Here is a 25,002-nt window from a genome sequence, read left to right as displayed (position 1 = left end):
AAATGATTATTTATTGAAAATGTTAGAGCTGTAAAATCTTATTCTCCCATCAGTCTGGAAGCGGGAAAAGTTAGGGCTTTTTACTAAAAAAGGCAAAGTCTTACTTACAAATTTATTCAACCTTTATTGGAGAATTTTGTTCAATAATTTCTCATCTTTAATCGTTGTATCGTCATCTTTAATTATTGTGATAATAAAATAGTATGCTATGAATCTACTGCTTTCTATCATTTTCACGCTACTTGTTGTTCCTTTCCAACCAACACAGTCTGCTGATAATAGCCGGCCTCCTTCAACTATTGAACATGCCACCGTATTTCGGTCGGGCGCACAAATCAGGCGATCTGTAGAAATTACTTTACAAGAGGGTATTAATGAAGTGAGTCTGGATGGACTTACAAATTCGTTGTCCGAAAATTCTATCACTGTTTCAGCCAATCAGCCTGTGACACTGCTTTCAGTACAGAAACAAACCCATAGTCCGACGGTAACAGATTCTTTGCATTCTCTGCAAGAAAGCTTGGAAAATATTAAAACCAATATTTCAAAGAAAAAGGCAGAGCAAAAGGTTTTGAACTATGAGCTCGATATCCTGATGGATAACAGGAAGTTACAAAAAGGGAATGAAAAAATATCAGTATCAGAACTTAAGCAGGCCATGCAATACTTTCGAGAGCAACTTACTGATATTGAACAGGGAAAGATTAAAATTCAAGATACAATCGACGAGTTGAGCGCGAAGAAAGAAAAGGTCCAGAAAAAGATCGATAAGATACAACAAGAACAACAACGTAAGTCAGCCGTTATTCTGGCAGAAATTAGATCCAAGAAACAGCAAACGATAACACTTCAATTCAGCTATTTTACTTCCCGGGCCGGGTGGAAACCTCGATATGATCTACGAGTCAATAATATTGCTGATCCGGTCCAACTCACGTATAAAGCTGATGTATATCAATCAACAGGTATAAACTGGGATAATATTTCACTGAGCATTTCATCAGCTAATCCCAGAAGCAATACCACTCTCCCCTCTTTTGAGCCCAGCTTTCTCAGCTTTTATGAATCCCCTACAGCCAGAGCCAACATGCAAGCAAGAGAGGCCAACATGGATGCAGCTGCCAACACACCTAAAATGTCTGGTGTCGAAACTAGCGTCAGCCAAAACCAGACCTCTTTTCAGTTTGATATCGCCGTACCCTACTCTGTGCCCGGCAACGGCTCGGCCAAGACGGTAACCGCTAAAGAGTATAGCATTCCTACCAATTATGAGTACTACGCCATGCCCAAAGCTAATAAAACGGCATACCTTACAGCTCATATAGCAGACTGGGAAAACAGAAATTTATTATCGGGACCAATGAATCTTTATTTTGAACAAAAATTTGTAGGACAATCAAGCCTCAATCCCAATACCGCCAACGATACGCTTACAGTTTCATTGGGCAAAGACGAAAATATTGCACTGGAACGCACACGAATCAAAAAGTTTAGTGAAAAAAACTTTTTTGGAAATAAAGTACGCGAAACTAAAGCCTGGCGGCTGACAGTCAAAAACAATAAGAAACGTACCGTAAAACTTAAGCTGGTTGACCAAATTCCGGTATCCACAAATGAAGATATTAAAGTGAACCTACAGGAACGGTCCGGAGCACAGTATGAATCATCTACCGGTAAACTGCACTGGACGCTCAACCTCGAGCCTGGGCAATCACAAAATAAACAAATTCGCTATGTGCTGGAATATCCATCAGGGAAGAAAATTCAGAAGAACAATTAACCTTGAATTTCTGGAAATATCCATTAGCAACTCCTCTGCGAAAACTGTATTTTTGGCAACCTGTCATAATCCAATATGATTATTGATCTATGAAAGTAACATTTGGATTAAACAGTAATAAATTTCGTCAAATAATCGTACGGTCTCACTGTAAAAATTAACTTAAACGAATATTGCATTGGAAACTGAAGCATCTGCTCGTTCTGTAAGTGTAGAAATACTAATTGAATTTGATGAAAATAACGTTCTCAACTATTCTAAAGCGGATCGTCTTGAGTCGCGTGGTCGCGCAGAAGTGCGTGAATACGTCCAGAATATTTTGCGTCGGCGCAGCTATCTTGATTTTCTGATTGACCAGTTTTCTAATGTTACAATTGACGAAATGAAAACCAGCCTTAAAAATATTTTGCGGCTGGGTGTCTATGATATGGTTTTCATGGATAGCACGCCTGACTATGCGGCAATTAATGAATCTGTTGAAATTTCCAAGCTCAAGTTGGGGTCTCGTACCGGCGATCTGACGAACGCTATTCTTCGCAACCTACAGCGCGATATTGATGATCTTCCAAAACCAAATTTTGAAGATCGCACAAAACTGATTGCTACTACCTTTTCACATCCCGAATGGCTGGTGGAACGATGGACCGACCGCTTTGGCGAACGGGAGGCCTTCAAGCTTATGCGGGCCAACAACAGCCGACCGGTTTATTTTATCCGCGCCAATAACCTGCGCACTAAGACAGAAAATTTTAAGCTGCGGATGACCAAAAATAATATTGAGTTCCATCAGAGCGACTGGTTACCCGGCTACTTTGAAGTGGAAAGTGTAGCACCATTTATCTCAAAAGGATGGCTGGATAAAGGATTTTGTCAAGTCCAGGATATAGGTGCTGGCTTTGCTCCTTACCTGCTGGATCCTCAATCTGACGAGTCTATTTATGACCTTTGTGCTGCACCGGGAACAAAAAGTATTGTATTATCAGATCTTATGGATGGCGAAGGTGATATCCTTGCTGTTGACATCTCTTCTGACCGGCTCGACAAGCTGGCCGAGAGTGCTCTTTCCTACCATGCAGAAAATATTCGGGTCCGCCGTGCCGACGTTACCGATGTTGAACTTGACGAAGCCGACGCCGTACTGCTCGACGCTCCCTGCACCGGTACAGGTGTACTCAGCAAGCGTGCCGACCTGCGCTGGCGCCGCGATAAGGAAGGACTCGAAAATGCAGTAGAACTGCAGTCAAAACTGCTTGATTCGGCGGCCAAGATGGTCAAAAAAGGCGGGCGACTAGTGTATAGCACTTGTTCCCTGGAAGAGGAGGAAAATATGGAACAGGTGATGCAGTTTCTTGACCGACACGATAATTTTGAGCTACAAACAGTCGAAGGTTATGTGCCGGATGAAACTATTGCTCACGGTGGCCTAGCCTACCAAACTCTGCCGCACAAGCATAATTGCGACGGACACTTTGGCGTACTGCTAAAGCGAGTGAAATAAGCCACAGATCAATATAAATAAAGCAGGTTAGTAAACGGATATCATACCCACCTCTATAGCCTTAACCTTGGCTCTTTCAATCAACTCGACCTAACCTTTTTGTGATCTTAAAATAATATCTCTGATTCTGCCCTTGTTCTTTAACCCCAAATAAGCTCATTCTTGTACCATACTTTTGTAGTATAGAACGAATTACTGTCACCTTGTTTTTGAATTTCAAGTGTATCAGTTGAGGAATAGGGAAAATTAGTTAAAATAGAGGCCCGGTCATCTTTAATAAAAGGAGATGAGCTTAATGTGAGTAGTATAAAATTGTTTTTCATCTTCTACTGTAACAATCTCAAAGTTCAGCTCCTCCTCCCCCCCCGTCTTTTTGATAGTAAAATCCAGATTATGTGTATTCAAAGTATTCTCGTGCTTCAGATTTAGCAGAGCATTCCCCGCCTGCTCTTCAAATGAAAGAGAAATGCCAATATTCGTAGGATGGAAATAACCGCGAATCTGTGTCCTCCCCTCCATAATACTCTAAACTAATTAGATGAATAGATATTTTAGCTTATCCAAGTCCAATTATCATATATTCAAAATCCAAGAAACAATTGTTATTTAGCATTAATTAGCCAATAACTCTTTTTGCAGCAGTTATCCTTAATCAGGATCATTATTTCTGATAAAACTGGATCGTTCTACCTGCGATTTCTTGTTAAATAGATTTGGGAATCTACTCTACATCTTCTTTCCTTTTTCGTATCTTCCCGATCTTATTAGCGATAACATCAATTTGTAAAATAGTTTATTGTAATTTTGGATACCCCCACGGCTTCGCAAGACATTCCTAAACATTTTGATCCCAGTAGTATCGAAGACAAATGGTACGACTTCTGGGAGGATAACGGCTTTTTCCATTCCGAACCCGACGACCGCGAATCATATACCGTCGTCATCCCCCCGCCTAATGTGACAGGTGTACTGCACATGGGACACATGCTTAATAATACCATTCAGGATGTGCTAGTTCGCCGCGCCCGAATGCAGGATAAAAATGCCTGCTGGGTACCAGGAACCGATCATGCTTCTATTGCTACTGAAGCCAAAGTAGTGCAAAAACTGCGGGATGAAGGTATTACCAAAGCCGACCTGACCCGCGAAGAATTTTTAGAACACGCCTGGGACTGGACTGACGAGCACGGCGGTATTATCCTGCAGCAGTTGCGCAAACTCGGAGCCTCTTGTGACTGGGAGCGAACACGATTTACGCTGGAAGATGATTTATACGAAGCCGTTATCGACTGTTTTATAGAACTCTACGAACGCGGCTATATTTATCGTGGTAAGCGGATGATTAACTGGGATCCGGAAGCGCAAACCGCCCTCTCTGATGAAGAGGTTATTCACCGTGAGGAAACCTCCAAACTCTATCACGTCCGTTATAAGATTAAGGACAGTGACGAGTGGGTTACAATTGCGACAACACGTCCCGAAACAATTTTAGCAGATACCGCTGTATGCGTACATCCTGATGATGAACGCTACCAGGACCTAATCGGGAAAACAGCTATTATCCCCGTTGTGGAGCGCGAAGTACCCATTATTGCAGATGATTATGTGGATATGGAATACGGCACCGGTTGTCTAAAAATTACGCCAGCCCATGACGAAAATGACTACGAGATCGGGAAAAAGCATGATCTGGAAATTATTGATATGCTCAATCCCGACGGAACGCTCAGCGAAGCGGCCGAACATCACATTGGTAAAAACCGCTTTGAGGCTCGAGAGCTAGTTATACAAGATCTCGAGGATGCGGATCAGCTGGTAGAAATTGAAGAGATGACCAACAAGGTGGGCTATTCCGAGCGAACCGATGCTATCATTGAGCCGCGGCTGTCGCTGCAGTGGTTCTGCAAGATGGATGAGCTCTCGAAGCCGGCCCACGAAAACGTGATGAATGACAATATTCAGTTTCATCCATCCAAGTTTAAAAATGAATATAACCACTGGATGGAAAATATCCGCGACTGGTGTATTTCTCGACAGCTCTGGTGGGGGCAGCGTATTCCGGCCTGGTACTACGGCGATGACAAGGATGATTATGTGATCGCTAAAACACAAGATGAGGCTATTGAAAAGGCACGCGAAAAATACGACAATAGCGATTTAACTGCTGACGATATCAGCCAAGATGAAGACGTGCTAGATACATGGTTTTCATCATGGCTCTGGCCAATTACTGTTTTCGATCCTGAATTCATCAAAACGGGCGAAGCAAATGAAGAACTTGAATATTACTATCCTACGCAAGATCTGGTTACAGCTCCCGAAATTATGTTTTTCTGGGTCGCCCGGATGATCATCTCCGGATATGAATTCTGTGACGAAAAGCCATTCAGCAATGTTTATTATACGGGGATTGTCCGCGACAGTCAGCGCCGCAAAATGTCAAAATCGCTGGGCAATTCGCCCGATCCCATTAAACTGATGGAAGAATACGGGACTGATGGCGTCCGCGTGGGGATGTTGTTCTCCTCCCCTGCCGGTAATGATCTTCTTTTTGAGGAAGAACTTTGTGAACAGGGGCGAAATTTTGCCAATAAAATCTGGAATGCGTTTCGATTCCTCTCCATGAATCGTACAGAGGATTCAGAATTGGATCAGGAACTCGATATTAACGATGACAACTTAGTGGATCGCTGGATGCTCTCTCGTCTGCACGAGACCATCGATGCTATCAACAAAGATTTTGAAAATTTTCGTATCAACGAAGCACTACATAAAATTTACTCACTAATCTGGGATGATTTCTGCGACTGGTACATCGAGCTGATTAAAGCGGATGAACCGGGCGCCAGTATTCCCGAGGAGCGCTTATCTCGCGGATTCAATTTCTTTGAACAGCTGATGAAGCTGCTGCATCCATTTATGCCGTTTATCACCGAAGAAATTTGGCAGCACATCCGCAATCGCAATACCGATGAAGCAATCATTGTTGCCGAATGGCCGGAGTTCGACCAATCAGCGGTTGCAGAATCTGATCTACAGCTCTTTGATGTCATTCAGCGGATGATCTCATCAGTCAGAAATATTCGGGCCGAATTTAAATTAAGCCCCAATGATGATATTGATCTGATGATTAAGGCCAAGGATGAAGAAATGGCTGAGGCTCTTCGCGAAAATGAATGGATTTTCCATAAGCTGCAGTCCATTGCCAATCTTGAAGTTCAGGCAGATCTGAAAAAGCCGGATACATCCGCTTCTGCTATTGTTGAAGGAACGGAAATTTTTGTGCCCCTTGAAGGACTCATTGATCTCGACAAGGAACGGGAACGCATCCAGAAAGAAATTGATCGCCTTAAAGGATTCTTAAAATCTATTGAAGGCAAGTTAAATAATGACGGCTTCATTAATAATGCGCCTGAGGATGTGGTTCAGAAAGAGCGAGATAAAAAAGAAGACACCGAAACGAATCTCAAAAAACTGCAAACAATTTTAAACGAGCTGGATTAATAGAACGCAGAAAGTACTTTTTTCGGTACACCCAATAAATTTCTTTTGCTTATACGAACATCCATGTTTGCTAAGCTTAAAATTCTTTAGATCCATTTATGCCCCAAGAGCCTGATTTTATTCACGATTTAAATAAACAACAGCAGCGTGCAGTGCGGCACGGTGAGGGTCCCCTACTTATTGTAGCCGGAGCCGGAAGTGGCAAAACACGCGTACTTACTTATCGCATTGCGTATCTTATCCAACAGCAAAAAGCAACACCCAATGAAATTTTAGCACTTACTTTCACCAATAAGGCAGCCACCGAAATGAAAGAACGCATTGGTGAACTTATTGGAGACCAAGCTCGTCGGCTGTGGATGGGTACCTTCCACTCAGTATTTTCCAAAATTCTACGATATGAGGCAGAAAAAATTGGGTTCAACTCCGATTATTCTATTTATGATACTGATGACTCTAAGAATGCAATTAAGCAAATTCTGCGGGAAAACAGCTATGATCCCAAAGAAATAAAGCCACGTATTTTGCAGCGGCGTATCAGCGATGCCAAAAATGAGCTTATCCATCCAGGTCAATACAACGAAAAGTTTGTCCATAGCACGCTTGATGAAATTACAGCTACCATCTATGATATTTATGTACAGCGGCTAAAGCACAACAATGCCATGGATTTTGATGACCTGCTCATCAAACCAATTGAACTCTTTAACAAGTATGATGAGGTGCTCGCCAAATATCAGGATCGGTTTAAATATATTCTTATTGACGAGTATCAGGATACAAATCATGCCCAATATACCGTCACCAATATGCTGGCCGAAAAGTACAAAAACTTGTGCGTAGTAGGTGATGATGCTCAAAGCATTTATTCATTTCGTGGAGCCGATATCCGCAATATCCTGGATTTTAAAAATGACTATGAAGATGCTGTAAAAATTCCACTGGAGCAAAATTATCGCTCCACAAAGGCAATATTGAAGGCAGCTGATTCTATTATTAAAAAGAATGACAGCCAGCTAGATAAAACCCTGTGGACGGATAACGACACAGGTGATATGATCACCGTACTTGATAATTACGATGAGCGAGATGAAGCAAACAGAGTGGCTGATTATATCCAGAAACTTAAGAGGCGCAAGGGGTATGATTTCGGAGATTTTGCCATTCTATATCGCACAAACTATCAGAGCCGCGTTTTTGAAGAAACTTTTCGACGCAAAGGAATTACCTATCAGCTGGTAGGCGGACTTTCATTTTATCAGCGCAAGGAGATTAAGGATGTCCTAGCCTACCTGACACTGCTGATCAATCCCCATGATGATACTAATTTGCGACGGATAATTAACGAACCCTCCCGAGGCATTGGCAATAAATCAATGCAAGGCTTGATGCTTCGGGCGCGCGAAACTGGCCAGTCACTGTGGGAGATTCTTAAAAATGTAGAAGAAGCGGATATCTATACTCCTGCGGAAAACAGTGTCAAAGATTTTGTGGCAATGATCAACGAACTTAAACGTGACCTTGCCAACGGTAAAAAGCTTATTGATGTAACCAAAAAACTGCTTGAAAAATCAGGATATATGAAATCGTTGGTCGAAGAAAATTCGCCCAAGTCTATGACCCGCCGCGAAAACATCCTGGAGCTCGAAAACGCTATCTCCTATTTTGAAAAAGATAACGCAAATGCCACGCTCAGTGCTTTCCTTCAGGAAATAAGTCTTATTACTGATACTGACAAATATGATGAAGACAAACCGGCAGTAACAATGATGACTGTCCATGCTGCCAAAGGACTTGAGTTCCCTGCGGTCTTTGTTGTAGGATTGGAGGAAGAGCTTTTTCCTGTAGGTAGCCGAGATAATGAAGAAGTTAATATTGAAGAAGAGCGACGGTTGTTCTATGTAGCTATAACCCGTGCCCAGCAGGATTTGTTTTTTAGTCATTGCCGAAGCCGCTATAAATATGGCGAAGAACAACGAAAAAAACGTTCTCGGTTTCTCGATGAGGTAAGCTCCGATGTCGTCCGTACAGAAACAGGAGCATCTATCAAACAAAATGACAACGCCTTTTCTTCGTCTAAGAATAGTAATCAGAATAACAACAGCGGCAACCACGTTGAATATGACCGGCAAAAACCTCAATACAACAAAAACAATAAATCCTCGGGCGGTACAAAGATTCACTATGACAATCCCGATGGAGATCCTTTTCAGGTAGGAGCTCAAGTAGAACATAATGTTTTTGGGCCCGGTAAAATTATCAGCCGAAGCGGCCAAGGCGAAAAGACAAAAGTAGTAGTGTTCTTCAAAGATCGCGGACGTAAAACATTAATGCTTCGTGCCGCTAAACTAGAAGTTGTCGGATAAACGTATTCAGTATTATTAGGACATGGTGGAATCCATCTTTCCAAACAAAAGGCTTTTTATAGCCATCTGCAGTATTATAGTGATGGTGCTAATTCTGGGGTTGGTCTCACTGCAGGCACAACCTATTCTCGGAGCGCGAAACACCTCACTAGGCAGCGGCGGTACAGCCTATATCAGTGACGTTGAAGCTACCTTTTGGAATCCCGCAAACCTGGCTATAACTGATCAGTCCGGACGATGGCATCTGCAGGTAGGCAGCATTGGCATCCTGTATGAACCCGTACTTTCAAGCGGTGCAGCAGGCCGGCAGTTCTTTAATTTTACTGATTCTTATTTCCCTCCTAACCCTAATACTACTGGGATTACAAGTGAACAACGACAAACTATTTTAGATCAAAATTATGCCGGGAAAGACTTATTGTCGCAGCACCAAAGTCGGGCAGATATTCTGCTCGGCGGGGCCGTTTGGCAAGGTAAAGACAAGGCTTTTTCTATTGCTGCACGAGCACGGTATGGCTCTCGTATCGAAGTAGGACGCGGATGGTATGATCAGAACTTCACAACCTTAGAAAATAGTTCGGTACGGAATTTTCAACTGACCCAACAGCGCAATCATTTGTATGAATTTTCAGTAGGCTATGCCCAGAGCTTTACGTTTGTAAATGGTTGGTTTTCCGGTGTTAATGAACTCTATATCGGTATCTCACCGAAATTGGTGCTGGCCGGTCCTAGTTTGAATTTTTCGTATGATGCCAAGTATTTCAAATCAGGCGATAATCAAAATACGTTATTGACAGATCAGTTTACGTATAGCTCAACGGGTAAATATTCACGTTCTGTTGATGACTACCGATCGAACCCAAATGCCCGGCAAGCGATCCAAAATAACTACGACCGGAATTATAGTATTGACAATACCGGTTACGGCATGGGCGTCGATTTTGGACTTACCTACCTGATTCCATTGGGTAAAAAATTACCTTCTGTTGGTGAGGATGATGGAGTAATCAATCGATCAATACGAGTAAGCTTTTCAATTAATGATATTGGATTTGTACGCTACACTGATGATCCGATGCAAATTTCAACGCCGCGCGACTCGCTGATAGTTACCAAACAGCAATCAGCAGCCCGGTCAATGTTTATCGGGGCTGATGGGCAGTATATCAATTACTTCGATTCCGCTAACAAGCTTCCAAATCCCCTACTGGCAGCACAAAAAAACAATCTGGATAACTACACTGCCCTACTCCCCAGCTCTATTAATACTGGCATATTGCTCGAACTCAAACGGATAAAACTTATGGGAGACTTAACGCTCGGGCTTAGAAATACTGCTTTCACGAGTACAAAACTGGCACTTCATCTGGGGCTAGAAGCCCGTCCGCATCCGAATGTTCCTATCAGGACGGGAGCTCGCTTGGCTGCAGGAATCCCTACTCACCTTAGTATGGGAACGGGAATTGAAACACAACACTGGGATTTTAATGTGGGAGCACAAATCCTATTTCGCTCTAAAACCTTTACCACTGATTTTGGGGGTGGGGCTTTTGCCGGTATCGAACTTCATTTGTAAACGATCGTATATGTCAAGCTGTCAATCTTATTCTATAATACCTCCACTTATTGTTATTTTGCCAGTAATCCTGACTAATTGGTAGGCAGTTTAAGCTTGGCTTCTTATTTGCACCACTACATATCAAATTAAGAAAATTTTGAACAAATAATTTATCCATGGATAACATCTTCAACAATATTGCCGATTTTGAAGACCTTGAAGATCAGTTTGATGACTTTGAGCAGGCTATTCCTCTGATGTCCGAAGAAGAGGAAAAAGCATTAACAGATGCCGAAATACCGGATGAATTGCCTATTCTTCCCCTTAAAAATACTGTTCTTTTTCCGGGAGTAGTTGTTCCCATTACTGTTGGACGTGATCGTTCCCTCGAACTTGTTAAAGAAGCATACGAATCCGATAAAACGATTGGCGTGGTCAGCCAAAAGGATGAAGAGAACGAAGATCCCGATCCGCAAGACCTGTACAAGGTTGGAACGGTTGCAGAAATCTTAAAACTCATTAAGATGCCCGATGGCAGCCGGAGCGTTGTTATACAGGGTAAAACTACATTTGAAGTTGAAGAGTTTTTGCAAAAAGATCCTTATTTCAAAGCTCAAGTAAAACCCTATAAACAAGAAATAGATGTTGAGGGCGTAGAGCTTGACGCCTCCATCCGTTCGGTCAAAGAGACGGCAACCAAAATTGTCAACCTCTCTCCGAACATCCCCTCTGAAGCTTCGGTGGCAATCAACAATATCAGCAGTCCCAATTTTCTGCTGAACTTTATTTCTTCGAACCTGAATGTTTCTATCGAAGACAAACAGGAAGTTCTTGAGATTCAATCTTTTTCCGAACGCATTGAACGCGTGATGGAATTCCTGAACAAAGAATTACAAGTACTGAATCTGAGCGAAGAGATCCGTACGAAGGTCAAATCTGACATTGATGAACAACAGCGCGATTTTTACCTGCGCCAACAGATGAAGGCCATACAAGAAGCACTGGGAGAAGAAGGTCAACACCAGGAAGTTGAACAACTGCGAAAACAGCTGAAAGAAAAAAATCTGCCCGAAGAGGCACAAGAAACAGCTGAAAAGCAACTTACACGGCTTGAGCGTACACCCAACTCATCGCCTAATTACGGCGTTATCCACAATTATATCGAATGGATTTTAGACCTGCCGTGGGACACCTATTCGGACGATAACCTGGACTTGGAAAATGCCCAAGAGGTACTTGATGAGGACCATTATGGACTCAAAAAGGTAAAAGAACGTATCATTGAGTATCTGGCTGTGCTAAAGCTTAAAAATGATATGAAAGCCCCTATCCTTTGCTTCTACGGCCCTCCAGGCGTGGGAAAAACCTCACTCGGTAAATCTATTGCACGGGCACTAAATCGCAAATTTGAACGCTTTAGCTTGGGTGGCATTCACGATGAAGCTGAAATTCGTGGACACCGCAGAACCTATATCGGTGCCCTGCCGGGACGTATTTTGCGTGGAATGAAAAAAGCTGAAACTAGCAATCCGGTGATGATGCTTGACGAAATTGACAAGGTAGGCTCGGATTATCGTGGAGATCCCACCTCTGCCCTGCTCGAGGTACTTGATCCGGAGCAAAACGATAGTTTTGCCGATAACTACTTAGAGCTGGAATATGATCTGTCGAAAGTATTATTTATCGCCACGGCAAACTCACTGGATACTATTCCTGCTCCGCTGCGAGATCGTATGGAAATCATCAACATCAGCGGATATACACTACAGGAAAAAGCTAAAATTGCTGATGAGCACTTAATGCCAAAGCAAATCGAAGAAAATGGTCTTAATGAAGATCAAATCTCAATTTCCGAAGACGCCATAAGCAAAATAATTGACCAATATACGCGTGAATCCGGGGTACGATCACTCGAACGTGAAATTGGATCAGTCTGTCGTGGCATAGCTGCGAAAATTGCCAAAGGCGAAGATGAGCCCCACAGTGTTGAAGCTGATGACTTGCAGGATTACCTCGGCAAACGCAAGTACTTCTCAGAAGTCGCCGAACGTACCAAAGTACCGGGCGTAGCTACCGGCTTGGCATGGACACCCTATGGCGGCGATATCCTCTTTATTGAAGCAAGCGTATCCAAAGGTACGGGTAAAATTCATATTACAGGTCAGCTGGGCGATGTAATGAAAGAATCGGCTATGCTGGCAATGTCATACCTTAAGGCCCATTCTGAAGAGCTTAATATCCCTGAAGAAGCATTTAACTATTGGGATCTGCACATTCACGTACCCAAAGGCGCAGTGCCTAAAGACGGACCTTCTGCCGGGATTTCAATCTTCTCAGCCGTATCGTCAATCTTTACTCAGCGTAAAGTAAAAGGCACGCTGGCTATGACCGGCGAAATTACCCTCCGGGGACTCGTTCTTCCTGTTGGCGGTATCAAAGAAAAAGTACTGGCAGCCAAGCGTTCAGGTATCGAAAAGGTACTGCTTCCCAAGAAAAACGAAAAGGATGTAGCCGAAATCGAAGATGATGTGCTCGGAGATCTTGAGGTCCAATATCTTGAACGCATGGATCCTCTGCTGGATATTGTGCTTGAAGATGAACCGGTTAAAGATCCCGCTAAACGCTTCGAAGTTAGTGAGATGTACAAACAGAAGAATGGCAAACCGTCTCAGGACGCTACTAAAGAAACGGTTGTCATGGAATAATTTTCTGTGTTGTTAAGAATGTGAAGTCACCTCGATTTATCGGGGTGACTTCGTTATTTTTAGACTTAACACAACCTCTTAACCAAACTTCTTTTTATTTGGCACATCGTGGACAAGTTGTAGAGTCAACCGGTAGCTGGTATGAAGTTTCTTATGATGAGCAGGAAAGTACAGCAAACATACAGTGTAGGCTCCCCGGTCGATTTCGCCTTGATAACAGTGCCCTAACCAACCCCATTGCGGTGGGTGACTTTGTACATTTTACGATTAATGATGACGGATCGGGAAGTATCAAGGAGATTGAAGATCGCCAAAACTATCTCATACGTAAAGCAACGCACCACCAGCAAGGGAACCAAATATTAGCAGCCAATATTGATCAGGCCTATGTTGTCCAATCCATCAAAAAGCCAAATATAAAGCAGCAGTTTATTGACCGCTTTCTGGTAACCTGTGAAGCCTATCAAGTGAACGGTCGCATTGTCTTTAATAAAATGGATCTGTGTGAAGATTCTCGTCACCAAGTACATTATCTTACCGACCTGTACCAATCAATTGGCTATGAGGTATTGCAAACAAGTATCTATGATGAGGATTCTATTGAATCCCTAAAAAACGATTTGCACCAAAAAACATCTGTCATGGTAGGTCTTTCGGGCGTGGGGAAAACAAGCTTACTGAATCATATTAACCCCAATATAAATCGCAAAGTTCGTGACATATCATCCTACAATGAAAAGGGTAAACATACTACCACTTTTGCCAAGCTATTGCCGCTGGTCAATGACGGTTACCTGGTTGACACGCCCGGCATTCGAGAATTCGGGCTCGTAAATTTTGATCCTTGGGAACTCTCCCTTTTCTTTCCGGAAATGCTTGAGCCCCGCAAGCAGTGCAAATTTAATAACTGTACGCACAGCCATGAACCTGGCTGTGGCGTTGTTCAGGCTTTTGAAAATGGCGATATTGATGCCAGCCGTTATCAATCCTATTTGCACATGCTTGAATCATTGGAAGATGATTAATATTTAGAGTATAATAGAACAGTAACAAAAATTGTATTATCATCAGGGATCCTGTTAACCTTAATTAGCTAAATATTATGAAGAAATTATTTCAAACATTTATTGTTCTTCTTGTTTTAGGTTTTTCAGCTAATACTGCCAAAGCACAACTCGGAGATGTTAGCCAAATTTTACAGTCGGGAATAAACGATGCCAATATTCTGGTCGAAGAATATCTAAAGCCTTTTGGAAATGGCTCTGGAGCCGGACTTAATACCGGTTGGACCAATACCGCAAAAACGCACAGTAAATTTGGTTTTGATATCACCCTGTCTTCGGGACTTGCCGTTGTGCCAGGCGCCGATAAAACTTTTGATGTAACTCAAATTGGACTACAGGAACTAGAACTGCAAAATGCAGGAGCGAATCCTATAGCTCAAACTATTAGTGGTAGTGACGCCTCAGGACCTACATTAGCTTCTTTTGACGATGTTGACAGTGATGGTATTCAAGAGGAACTCTTTAATTTTGACCTTCCCGGCGGTACTGGTTTTGGTTATGTACCGGCCCCTGAGTTAAAAGCAGGATTAGGATTAATCAAAGATACCGAAATTATGCTACGGTACATTCCCGAGTTTGAAGTACAGGATTACGGTAGCTTTAAACAGTTTGGTTTCGGCGTAAAACACGGTCTGAATCAATGGTTACCCGGAGGAAACCGTATTCCTGTAGATCTTTCAATTATGGTGGGCTATACCAAGCAGAATGTCTTTTCCGGTTTTAGAATAACAGGTGAGGATGTCGTTGGAGGGCGAAATAATGTCAAAAATCCATATACCCCTCAATCATCAACCTGGGATGGCCAAAAAGTTGACGTTGATACGAAAGCTTTTACTGCGAACGCTCTCGTTGGAAAGACACTACCTTTTATTTCAGTGTATGGCGGAATTGGCCTTGAGTCTTCAACTGTGTCAATTTCTACCCCGGGAAGCTATCCCACTGTCGGTGCAAATCCGAACTTTCAGCCATCAAATCCCACTGCAGCAGAGCCACTCAGAGTTGAAACCTTAGACGAACCCATTGATATAGAACTTGACGGCAGCAACAGTTTTCATGCCCTAGCCGGCTTTCGAATTAAACTTTCTGTTATTCATATATCAGGCTCTTATAAATTGGCCGATTATTCAACCTTTAACCTTGGTGCAGGAATCAGCTTTCGATAATCAGCCCATTAGTAAATTTCAAAAAGGGAGTTCAATTTCGTTGAATTCCCTTTTTTCTTTTAAAATATGAAAAGTTCGCCTACCAAGAACTGAGTTACCAACAAGAATAAATGCTAGACGAAATTCAACTGCTATATCTTCTTGATCTGTTTGGGGTTGGCGTATTTGCTATCTCAGGTGCACTGGCCGCAGGACGCAAAAGCCTGGACCTGTTAGGGGTCGTAATCATTGCTGTAGTCACTGCCGTTGGTGGCGGTACCACGCGCGACCTTTTGCTCGACCGACATCCTGTCTTCTGGATTGCAGATCCACTTTACTTATCCGTAATTATTATAGCAGCACTTCTAACCATCTGGTACACCCGTCATAAAGAACCACCCCAAAAATTCTTGCTATTGGCGGATGCACTGGGACTAGCCGTATTCACCATTACCGGCGCACAAATTACCCAAACGGTCGTATCCAATGATGTTATAATTGTTATTATGGCTGCCATAACCGGTACCGTAGGAGGACTTATCCGTGATGTCTTAAGTAATGAAATACCGCTCATCATGCAGCGGGATATCTATGCTACTGCGGCACTGGCCGGTGCTACTGCTTACCTCTTGCTACAGCTTACCGGCTGGGCCTCTTCTCTTGTTATCATCTTAAGCATGGGCATTGTCATTGGTCTGCGACTGGCAGCTATACAGTGGAACTTACACCTTCCACGGTTTAAGCTAGAGGAATAATATTTGTTAATGATACCTAAAAGTATGTATCATTTATCATAATAAGATGACACACCCAACGGTCATTAATTTAATCTTCTTGCTATGAACATTTATAAAGTATCTCTTTTAGCTCTTTTCTTATTTATTTCTGGCATCGCTCACGCCCAAAACTTAGAAGTTGAGGATATCAAACTGGCTACCGCTGTTGAAAAACACGAAGCCATAGGCATTGACACTACTTTTACTGCTGATGTTGGCACAATCTATTGTTATACAATAATCAAAGATGCCACAGACAGCACTCAAATTAATCATGCTTGGTATTATGATGGCGAAGAGAAAGCACGCATACCCTTAACTATCGCTCCCAGTTCGCGCTGGCGAACCTGGAGTTCAAAATCTATTTTACCAACCTGGACAGGAGATTGGCGCGTAGAAGTTGAAGACAGTAAGGGAAATGTGATTGCGGAACAATCTTTCACCATACATAATTAATGTGCCTCAAGCCAGTCATCGGCTAACCCCATATCAACCTTTAGCGGACATGAAAGTTCATACGCTGCTTCCATAAGTTCCTTAAGCTTCGCAGGTGTGGTATCACACTCCTGATCGGGGACTTCAAAGATAAGTTCATCATGCACCTGTAGCAGCATGTTCGTTTCCAGTTGATGCTCTTCAAGATATCGTTGGATATCAATCATGGCCTGTTTAATAATATCGGCGGCTGTTCCCTGTATGGGCATATTTATGGCCGTCCGTTCAGCATAAGAACGGACATTCCAGTTGCCGGCATTAATCTGCGGAATATACCGGCGTCGTCCCATCAGTGTCTTTACATAACCGTGCTCTTTGGCAAATTCCTTGGTTTCGTTAATGTATTCTAAAATACCTGGAAAACGCTCAAAATACTGATCAATCATCTTCTTGCCCTCATCATTGCTAATGCCCAGCCTGTTAGCTAAGCCGTAAGCACTTACTCCATAAGGGATACCAAAGTTTACCTCTTTAGCCTTACGGCGATGATCTGAAGTAACATTATCAATGGATTCCAGATCGAAAATTTCTTTAGCCGTACGAGAGTGAATATCCTCGTCGTTTTTAAAAGCCTCAATCATATTTTCATCTCCCGACATTGATGCGATTACGCGAAGTTCCACCTGCGAATAATCCGCCGAAAGCAACTGCATGCCCTCGGGAGCTACAAATGCTTTGCGAATTTCTCGTCCCCTCTTCGTACGAATGGGAATATTCTGCAAATTCGGATTCGAAGAGGTTAAACGTCCCGTTGCAGCTATGGTCTGATTAAAATCTGTATGGATGCGTCCCGTTTCTTCATTAATCAGTTTTGGAAGTGCATCAACATAGGTTGATTTTAATTTTTTTAATGCCCGGTACTCAAGAATAAGATCCGGCATCTCATAGTCAGCTGCCAACTTTTTAAGTACCGACTCAGCAGTCGAATATTGCCCCGTCTTTGTCTTCTTGCCCGGCGGCAATCCCATTCGGTCAAACAGTACTTCTCCCAGCTGCTTGGGAGAATTGATATTAAACTCAGTGCCCGCTTTCTCATAAATTTTTTCTTCAATTTCCAGTAAATCTTCGCGCAAGGTACCCGAAAAATCCTCCAGCATTGACCGATCCACCAGTATACCATCAAGCTCCATCTTGGCCAATACTTCCATCAATGGAAACTCCAGGGTCTCTGCAATCTCAGTTAGATCGTCCTCAGCCAATGCTTCGGACAATACCTTATAAAGTTGTAAGGTAATATCTGCATCTTCACATGCATATACCGTAATTTCAGAAGGATCAAGCTCATCCATCGTTTTTTGCTTCCGTCCCTCTCCGATCAATTCAGTAATCTCAATAGTCTCATAATTCAAATATTTTTGGGTTAGCTTATCCATTTTTAACTTCTGATCGGCATCAAGCAGATAACCGGCAATCATCGTATCAAAAGCCTGTCCTTTAACATCTAATCCGGCCCGGCGGAGCATCATATAATCAAACTTAAAATTATGAGCCACTTTTAAAGACTCTTCATTCGTAAAAAGTGGTTCTAACAGTGATCTTGCTTCATCAAGATCAATGCCGCCTTCAACATTTACCGGAACATAATAGGCCGTTCCCTGTTCGACAGACAGTGAAATACCCACTAAATCATTTTCTATTGGATCTATACCATCGGTCTCAGTATCAAAACAGAGGGTACCACTTCCCTGAAGTTCTGCTACTAAATCCTTTAACTCTTCGGCAGTATCTATTAACTGATACTTTACCTCTTCCTCCTCGTAATGATCTAATGACGATGATGATCCTTCATCATCACTAACGAACAGGTCTCCTTGGTTTTCATCCGCTGGCTCAGACTTTTTATCCATAGATCGCTCGATTTCCTCTCCGAGATACTGCTTGGTGAGTCTACGGAATTCCATCCGTTTAAAAAATTCGCCAAGCTCTTCGTCGTGGGCCCCATCCCAATCCAAATCTTCCCAATTAATCGTATTGGGCACATCCGTTTTGATGGTTACCATCTCCTTTGCATGCAGCGCTTCTTCTTCATATTCCTGAAGCCCTTCACGGTGTCGTTTTGAACTCATATTCGGTGCATCTTCAATAGCAGCCTCCAGCGTACCATATTTATTGATAAGTTTCGGGGCTCCTTTTTTGCCTATACCCTTAACGCCGGGAATGTTATCAGATTTATCACCCAAAATGGCTAATACATCGATCACCTTTTCGGGATAAACACCAAAATAATCTTTTACACCCTCACGATCTATGAGATTAAATCCACCTTCCTGATTATCGGGCTTATACATTGTAATATGATCGTGCACAAGCTGCATAAAATCTTTGTCCGGAGTCACTAAAAAGACATCCACATCCTCTGCATTAGCACGATCAGCTATCGTCCCAATAATATCATCAGCTTCAAAACCATCCTGTTCAATATTTTCGATGCCGTAATAATCCAGCATCTCTTTGATCAGTGGAATTCCGACAGTGAGCTCTTCGGGCTGCGGCGGGCGATTGGCTTTATAATCTTCATCCATTTTGTGACGAAAAGTTGGGGCATCAGTATCCCATACAACCGCAATATGACTGGGTTCATGCTCATCAAGCAGTTTTTCCAAGGTATTGGCAAATCCCATAATTGGTCCTGTGGGAATACCCTCGGAATTCTGTAAATTACTGTTGATAAATGCATAATGAGAACGGTATGCCAAAGCCATACCATCTAGCAAAAATAAAAGACTTTTCGACATTCTGGTTTAATTTTTTTGTAATTAATGAAATATTGATCTCGAACTTATTTGCCGACCCAAGAAAGGTAAAACTTTTTGCAATCCTTTTCGAATAAGTACTATACATCAACACGCAAATGATCATTTTATATGGGACTAAAAAACGAAGCACAATCAGCGTTTCAAAATACAAAATCATTCTATAAGGAATATGTCTCCGGGATGACCCGGGAACGTATTGGTAAAGAGTTTACCGATGATACTGACCGGTTGAAACAGCTCTATGTGGATGCCTTACATGAAGATTCAGAGCAAACAAAAGTTTCCGATTTACCGGGACATGTCAAATTTTTGCGCTTGTTTTCATCTCTTACCCAGCGACTTAATCCTACAAGAAGACTTTTATTTGGACTTTCACTCGTCGCCTTTCTGGGTCATTATCTCTTCAGCTTTTTTCAGATATCGGGTTTTATCATCTTCTATGATCTTTTATTGCCTTTTGCTTTTGGATCTATGTTGATGCTTCTGCTCATGGAGTTACTTGAAAAATCGGATGTAAAACGTGAGATGGACCTTGCTCGTGAAATTCAACTGAGCCTGCTACCCAACATGGAGCATAAGAAGGACCTTCTTGAAATTTACTCTTTTGCCAATACAGCTAAATATGTTGGTGGCGACTATGTGGATATTATTGAAACAAAAACAGGTACGTATATTATCATCGCTGATGTGGCCGGCAAAGGACTTTCTGCCGCATTGTATATGGTTCGTATGCAGGCGCTTGTTCACCTCCTCATCGAAAAAAATAACCCGGGGCCCAAAGAACTATTTATCGAACTCAACAACTATGTGAAATCCAGTATTAGAGATCAAACATTTGTTACCGCTTGTGCTGCGTTTTTCCCTAATGATGAAGACAACTTTATTTTTGCACGTGCAGGTCACAATGCCCCTCTGTTTTTCAGTAATGAACGGGATGCTACCTTTGATTTACGCTCTGACGGTTACGCACTGGGAATGACTTCTTCTGAAAATCTCAAAGCACACCTCAAAGAAAAGAAATTTCATTTCAAGCCCGGCGACAGCATTCTTTTCTACACCGATGGGCTTACGGAGGCGCGTAATGAACTGGGAGAAGCCTATGGTGAAGACCGGTTGGACGGCATTCTTAGCGTATATGGATCCCTACATGCCAAAACAATTATCCAAAAAATAACATCATCGCTGGAAAATTTTATGGGTACCGAAAATCAAACTGATGATATCACATTCACATGTGTGCATCACAAAAAGTAGTGAGTGATTACGCTTATACCAGTTGTTCAGCTTCGTCGGCAATTCGTTGCGGTGTAATCCCAAATTTATTATAAATATCCTGGTAAGGAGCAGAAGCGCCAAAGTGATCAAGTCCAATTGTTGTTCCTTCGGTACCTACCCATTCGCGCCATCCCAGCGTAGCAGCTGCCTCTACCGACAAGCGGGCTGTAACTTCTTTGGGTAACACTTGCTGCTTGTATTCCTCTTCCTGCCGACGGAATAGCTCCCACGAGGGCATACTTACTACCCGAGCATCAATATCACGCTCTGCAAGGATCTGCTTGGCTTTTACAGCATACTGTACTTCTGATCCGCTGCCCATTAAAATGGCATCCGGCTGGTCTTGTTCAGAATCTGCCAAAATATATGCACCGCGCATTGTTTGAGAAACATCATTATCAGTATTACGCCTAAAAACAGGAATACTTTGTCGAGTTAAGGCTAACAGCGATGGTCCTTCTGTATGTTCTAGCGCTGCCTTCCAACACCATGCTACTTCATTAGCATCAGCAGGACGAAGCACCAAGGTATTAGGCATAGCACGTAGCGAGGCCAAATGCTCAACAGGCTGATGGGTAGGACCATCTTCACCCAATCCGATGCTGTCGTGCGTAAATACAAATATTGAGGGGATTTCAGAAAGGGCTGCAATTCGAATGGCCGGACGGCAATAGTCAGAAAAAATTAAAAATGTGCCACCAAATGGTATGGCTCCCTTGTGCAAAGCTATACCATTAAGAGCTGCTCCCATAGCATGCTCACGCACTCCAAAGTGGATATTTTGTCCACTGTAATCAGAAGAATCAAAAATGCCGGCGTCATCAATCCACGTTTTATTACTGCCGGTTAAATCAGCTGATCCCCCTAAAAGATGTGGAACCTCTGCCGCAAGCGACTGTATGACCGTACCCGAAGCGGCGCGGGTAGCCATTCCCTCTGCATCGGCCTCAAAATTCGGCAGAACGTTATCAAAATTAGTGGGAAGCTCACGCGATAATGCCGCAGAAAATGTTTGCCCTTGATTCGAGTACTCCTCTTCATAATTTTCAAAAAGTACTTTCCACTGTTCGTAATCTTGCGCCCCCTCCTCTTTAGCTGAACGAAAATGATTGAGTACATCCTCGGGAATATGGAATTTAGCACTGGGATCCCAACCCAGATTTTCTTTTGTCTTTTTCAGTTCCTCTTCTCCCAGTGGAGCTCCGTGTGATGCAGCACTGTCCTGTTTGTTTGGGCTCCCAAATCCAATATGGGTGTGGCAACGGATAAGTGATGGCTTATTAGGTTCAGCCTGTGCCTGCTCTATTGCTTTTGATATCGCACCGCGATCATGACCGTCAATTTCTTCGGTGTGCCATCCGCTTGCTTGAAACCGCTGTGTTACATCTTCAGTAAAAGCTAAGTCTGTGCTGCCGTCAATAGAAATCTCATTATCATCATATAAATAAATGATTTTTCCAAGCTCCAGATGTCCGGCTAGTGATGCCGCCTCCTGCGAAATGCCTTCCATTAAATCTCCATCACTAACGATACCGTATGTGTAATGGTCAGTAATTTCGAAGTTCTCTTCATTAAATTTGGCTGCCATATGCCGCTCTGCCATTGCCATTCCGACGCCTGTAGCAAACCCCTGTCCCAACGGACCGGTTGTTGTTTCTACGCCGGGTGTATGTCCATATTCGGGATGACCGGGTGTAAGGCTATCCAGTTGGCGAAAATCTTTAAGCTCCTGCAATGATAAATCGTAACCGGTAAGGTGCAAAAGACTATACAGAAGCATAGATCCATGGCCCGCTGACAAGACAAATCGATCTCTGTCATACCAGTTGGGATGTGCAGGATCGTGCGTCAAAAATTGAGTCCATAGTACATAGGCAGCATCGGCCATCCCCATCGGCATGCCCGGGTGGCCCGACTCTGCTGCTTGCACAGCATCCATTGATAACGTTCTTATGGTGTTGACACATAATTCGTCGAGCGATTTTATGTTATGGTCCATGGTGGAATGTATGGCAAAATTAATGATTAAAATCTTAAACAGGAGGCCAAAAATAGTTAAAGACCAACCCACATAAAAGTCTATAAAATAAAAAAGGCCTCCGTTTCGGAGGCCTTGTAAGAGTAGGTAACTATTATACTCTAGTTGGTAGTATTTTCGCACTTAAGATCATATTCCATAGCATGTTCTGCCGGTGATTTAAATGAACCATAGGCTGCGTTGCCAAAAGCCGTGCACGCATTTTCCTTATCACCCATTCCCTGATAGGCAGTAGCAAGCTCAAAGTAAATTCTGGCCTTTTCTGTTTTTCCACCACTTTCGTTTTCAAGTCCTTTCTGTGCATGGTCGAGAGCTTTTTGCCAATCTTGTGTTTTATTATACGCTTCTGCCAGTCGGTAATGTGTTTTGGCAGAACTAGAATCGTAGGTTAACGCACGTTGTAAAAGCTCAAGTGCACGATCAACTTTTTTATTTTCTGTAGCCTTAACGCCACGATATACAAGTTCGTCACGAGCAGATTTACGAGCTTTGGTAACAATTTGATTATCACCCGTCTCCTCAGCTACTTCTATAGCTTTGTCGAACTGTGTTATAGCCTTCTCCAAATTTTTGGAATCCATATTCTTTATCACAATTCCTTTCTGGTAATAGGCCTTGGCATAGTTGGCATTGCGTTCAATGACCTGATTTAAAGTAGCTAATGCCTGCTCATGATTTGACTGATTAAATTGTACTAGTGATTTGCTGTACATGAGCTGAGTAACAATCCCATTTGCTTTCTGGGCTCGTTTATCATCACCATATTCTTCGGCTACATCTTTTGTATTTCTAAATTCTTCAATAGCCGCATCAATATTCTCCAAGTTCTTATTATTTTTAAATGCCTTGTATTTTTCAATAGCCAGCTGATAGTGAACCTGCGGCAGCTTTTGTTGCGAACGTTTGAGAATATCTTTCCCTTCTTCACCCAATTCTTCGGCTTGTACCACTACTTGAGTTAAAACATTAATCGCTTGCTCATATTCACCGGATTTGGAAAGGTCAAGAGCTTTATTATAAGATTTGATAGCAGCTCTTTTACTCTGGGCATTGGCCTGCATATTCAATCCCAATAACAAAATGCTTACTATTACGGTTGTAAGACTTAATTTTAAGAACTTCATTATTCGTACAGTTTGGTGTTAGATTTTAAAAACAAACTAAAGTAACTAATTAAATATCCTTTTTAAAAGGAAATATACATTAGTTAACAACTTTAAAACATCTTTCCTTTGTAACTTAATATCCCAAAGCTAAAATTTTGTTTCAATTATTACTATAACAGTAAATATCGATATTTATTGTAAATAATAATATGAACTTATTGCAACAGGTAGTCTAAAAATTGGGGCTAAGCGTATGCTTTTGATAAAAATCACATACAATATTTATCGCTTCATCAGGGTCATCAGTCAGATGAAATAAATTTACATCATCTGAAGCAATAGTTCCTTTCTCCACCATTCTCGTTTCAATCCAATCAGCAAGACCACCCCAATAATCAGTACCAACTAAGACCACCGGAAATTTTGATACTTTATTTGTTTGAATCAAGGTCAATGCTTCAAAAAACTCATCCAAGGTGCCAAAACCACCCGGAAAAACGATGAAGCCCTGCGCATATTTTACAAACATTACCTTACGAGCAAAGAAATAATTGAAGTAAATGGTATAATCCTCATCCACATATTTATTTAATCCCTGTTCATGGGGCAAGGTAATACCTACTCCTACTGATTTACCGCCACCTTGCTGTGCTCCGCGGTTGGCCGCCTCCATAATACCCGGACCGCCGCCAGTTATAACTCCAAACCCCTGCTTAGTCATTTCTTTGGCCGCATATTGCGCCATCTCATAATATGGATCTTCTTCAGGAGTACGTGCTGATCCAAAAATGGACACACACGGTCCAATTTTGAACAGCTTGTCAAATCCCTCCACAAACTCTCCCATAATTTTAAAAACACTCCAAGTATCACTGGAATGCGTTTCATCAAATTTCTCAGGGACCTGTAGTTGTTCCTTTTTTTCAGAATTACTCATAA

General features: G+C 42.4%; 16 protein-coding genes. 11 read left to right on the top strand and 5 right to left on the bottom strand.

Annotation, left to right across the window (positions count from 1 at the left end):
* Positions 1 to 208 precede the first annotated feature (208 nt).
* Positions 209 to 1,780 (top strand): DUF4139 domain-containing protein, encoded by a 1,572-nt coding sequence (locus tag LX73_RS01735; protein ID WP_148897741.1) that lies wholly within the window; start codon positions 209 to 211, stop codon positions 1,778 to 1,780.
* A 178-nt stretch (positions 1,781 to 1,958) separates the two neighbouring features.
* The gene (gene rsmB / locus LX73_RS01730; protein ID WP_148897740.1) at positions 1,959 to 3,278 is read left to right on the top strand and encodes a 16S rRNA (cytosine(967)-C(5))-methyltransferase RsmB; all 1,320 of its coding nucleotides are present in this window, start codon (positions 1,959 to 1,961) and stop codon (positions 3,276 to 3,278) included.
* A gap of 273 nt (positions 3,279 to 3,551) precedes the next feature.
* On the opposite strand, the gene LX73_RS01725 is transcribed toward rsmB, so the two are convergent.
* Positions 3,552 to 3,797, bottom strand: a complete 246-nt coding sequence (locus LX73_RS01725) for a hypothetical protein (RefSeq protein ID WP_148897739.1) — start codon at positions 3,795 to 3,797, stop codon at positions 3,552 to 3,554.
* A 285-nt stretch (positions 3,798 to 4,082) separates the two neighbouring features.
* Here LX73_RS01725 and LX73_RS01720 point away from each other — a divergent pair, with 285 nt between their 5' ends.
* From LX73_RS01720 to LX73_RS01685, 8 genes are all read left to right on the top strand, one after another.
* Entirely contained in the window at positions 4,083 to 6,782 is a 2,700-nt protein-coding gene (locus LX73_RS01720; protein WP_211359337.1) for a valine--tRNA ligase, read from the top strand.
* A 98-nt stretch (positions 6,783 to 6,880) separates the two neighbouring features.
* Positions 6,881 to 9,148 (top strand): ATP-dependent helicase, encoded by a 2,268-nt coding sequence (locus LX73_RS01715; RefSeq protein ID WP_148897738.1) that lies wholly within the window; start codon positions 6,881 to 6,883, stop codon positions 9,146 to 9,148.
* An 82-nt stretch (positions 9,149 to 9,230) separates the two neighbouring features.
* Complete coding sequence (locus tag LX73_RS01710; protein ID WP_148897737.1) at positions 9,231 to 10,724, top strand: DUF5723 family protein; 1,494 nt, start codon at positions 9,231 to 9,233, stop codon at positions 10,722 to 10,724.
* A 158-nt stretch (positions 10,725 to 10,882) separates the two neighbouring features.
* Complete coding sequence (gene lon / locus LX73_RS01705; protein WP_148897736.1) at positions 10,883 to 13,411, top strand: endopeptidase La; 2,529 nt, start codon at positions 10,883 to 10,885, stop codon at positions 13,409 to 13,411.
* 98 nt (positions 13,412 to 13,509) lie between these two features.
* The gene (rsgA, locus tag LX73_RS01700) at positions 13,510 to 14,436 is read left to right on the top strand and encodes a ribosome small subunit-dependent GTPase A (protein ID WP_148897735.1); all 927 of its coding nucleotides are present in this window, start codon (positions 13,510 to 13,512) and stop codon (positions 14,434 to 14,436) included.
* A gap of 77 nt (positions 14,437 to 14,513) precedes the next feature.
* A complete protein-coding gene (locus tag LX73_RS01695; RefSeq protein ID WP_148897734.1) occupies positions 14,514 to 15,638 on the top strand; it encodes a DUF6588 family protein in 1,125 nt (374 codons plus the stop codon).
* Positions 15,639 to 15,748: 110 nt separating this feature from the next.
* Complete coding sequence (locus tag LX73_RS01690; RefSeq protein ID WP_148897733.1) at positions 15,749 to 16,372, top strand: trimeric intracellular cation channel family protein; 624 nt, start codon at positions 15,749 to 15,751, stop codon at positions 16,370 to 16,372.
* Between the two features lie 84 nt (positions 16,373 to 16,456).
* Complete coding sequence (locus LX73_RS01685) at positions 16,457 to 16,849, top strand: DUF2914 domain-containing protein (RefSeq protein ID WP_148897732.1); 393 nt, start codon at positions 16,457 to 16,459, stop codon at positions 16,847 to 16,849.
* Here the strand turns inward: LX73_RS01685 and polA are convergent.
* A complete protein-coding gene (gene polA, locus LX73_RS01680; protein ID WP_148897731.1) occupies positions 16,846 to 19,623 on the bottom strand; it encodes a DNA polymerase I in 2,778 nt (925 codons plus the stop codon). The two genes, LX73_RS01685 and polA, sit on opposite strands and share 4 nt — an antisense overlap.
* A 129-nt stretch (positions 19,624 to 19,752) precedes the next feature.
* On the opposite strand from polA, the gene LX73_RS01675 reads away from it, so the two are divergent.
* Positions 19,753 to 20,898, top strand: a complete 1,146-nt coding sequence (locus LX73_RS01675) for a PP2C family protein-serine/threonine phosphatase (RefSeq protein WP_148897730.1) — start codon at positions 19,753 to 19,755, stop codon at positions 20,896 to 20,898.
* Between the two features lie 13 nt (positions 20,899 to 20,911).
* Here LX73_RS01675 and tkt read toward each other — a convergent pair whose 3' ends face one another.
* From tkt to LX73_RS01660, 3 genes are all read right to left on the bottom strand, one after another.
* The gene (gene tkt, locus LX73_RS01670; RefSeq protein WP_148897729.1) at positions 20,912 to 22,918 is read right to left on the bottom strand and encodes a transketolase; all 2,007 of its coding nucleotides are present in this window, start codon (positions 22,916 to 22,918) and stop codon (positions 20,912 to 20,914) included.
* A 140-nt stretch (positions 22,919 to 23,058) separates the two neighbouring features.
* Positions 23,059 to 24,081 carry a tetratricopeptide repeat protein gene (locus LX73_RS01665; RefSeq protein WP_148897728.1) on the bottom strand — a complete coding sequence of 341 codons (1,023 nt, stop codon included), beginning with the start codon at positions 24,079 to 24,081 and terminating at the stop codon, positions 23,059 to 23,061.
* A 214-nt stretch (positions 24,082 to 24,295) separates the two neighbouring features.
* Positions 24,296 to 25,000, bottom strand: a complete 705-nt coding sequence (locus LX73_RS01660; RefSeq protein ID WP_148897727.1) for an LOG family protein — start codon at positions 24,998 to 25,000, stop codon at positions 24,296 to 24,298.
* Positions 25,001 to 25,002 lie beyond the last annotated feature (2 nt).

This window comes from Fodinibius salinus, from assembly GCF_008124865.1.
Lineage (GTDB): Bacteria > Bacteroidota > Rhodothermia > Balneolales > Balneolaceae > Fodinibius > Fodinibius salinus.
This window is presented reverse-complemented; position numbering and strand designations above follow the sequence as displayed.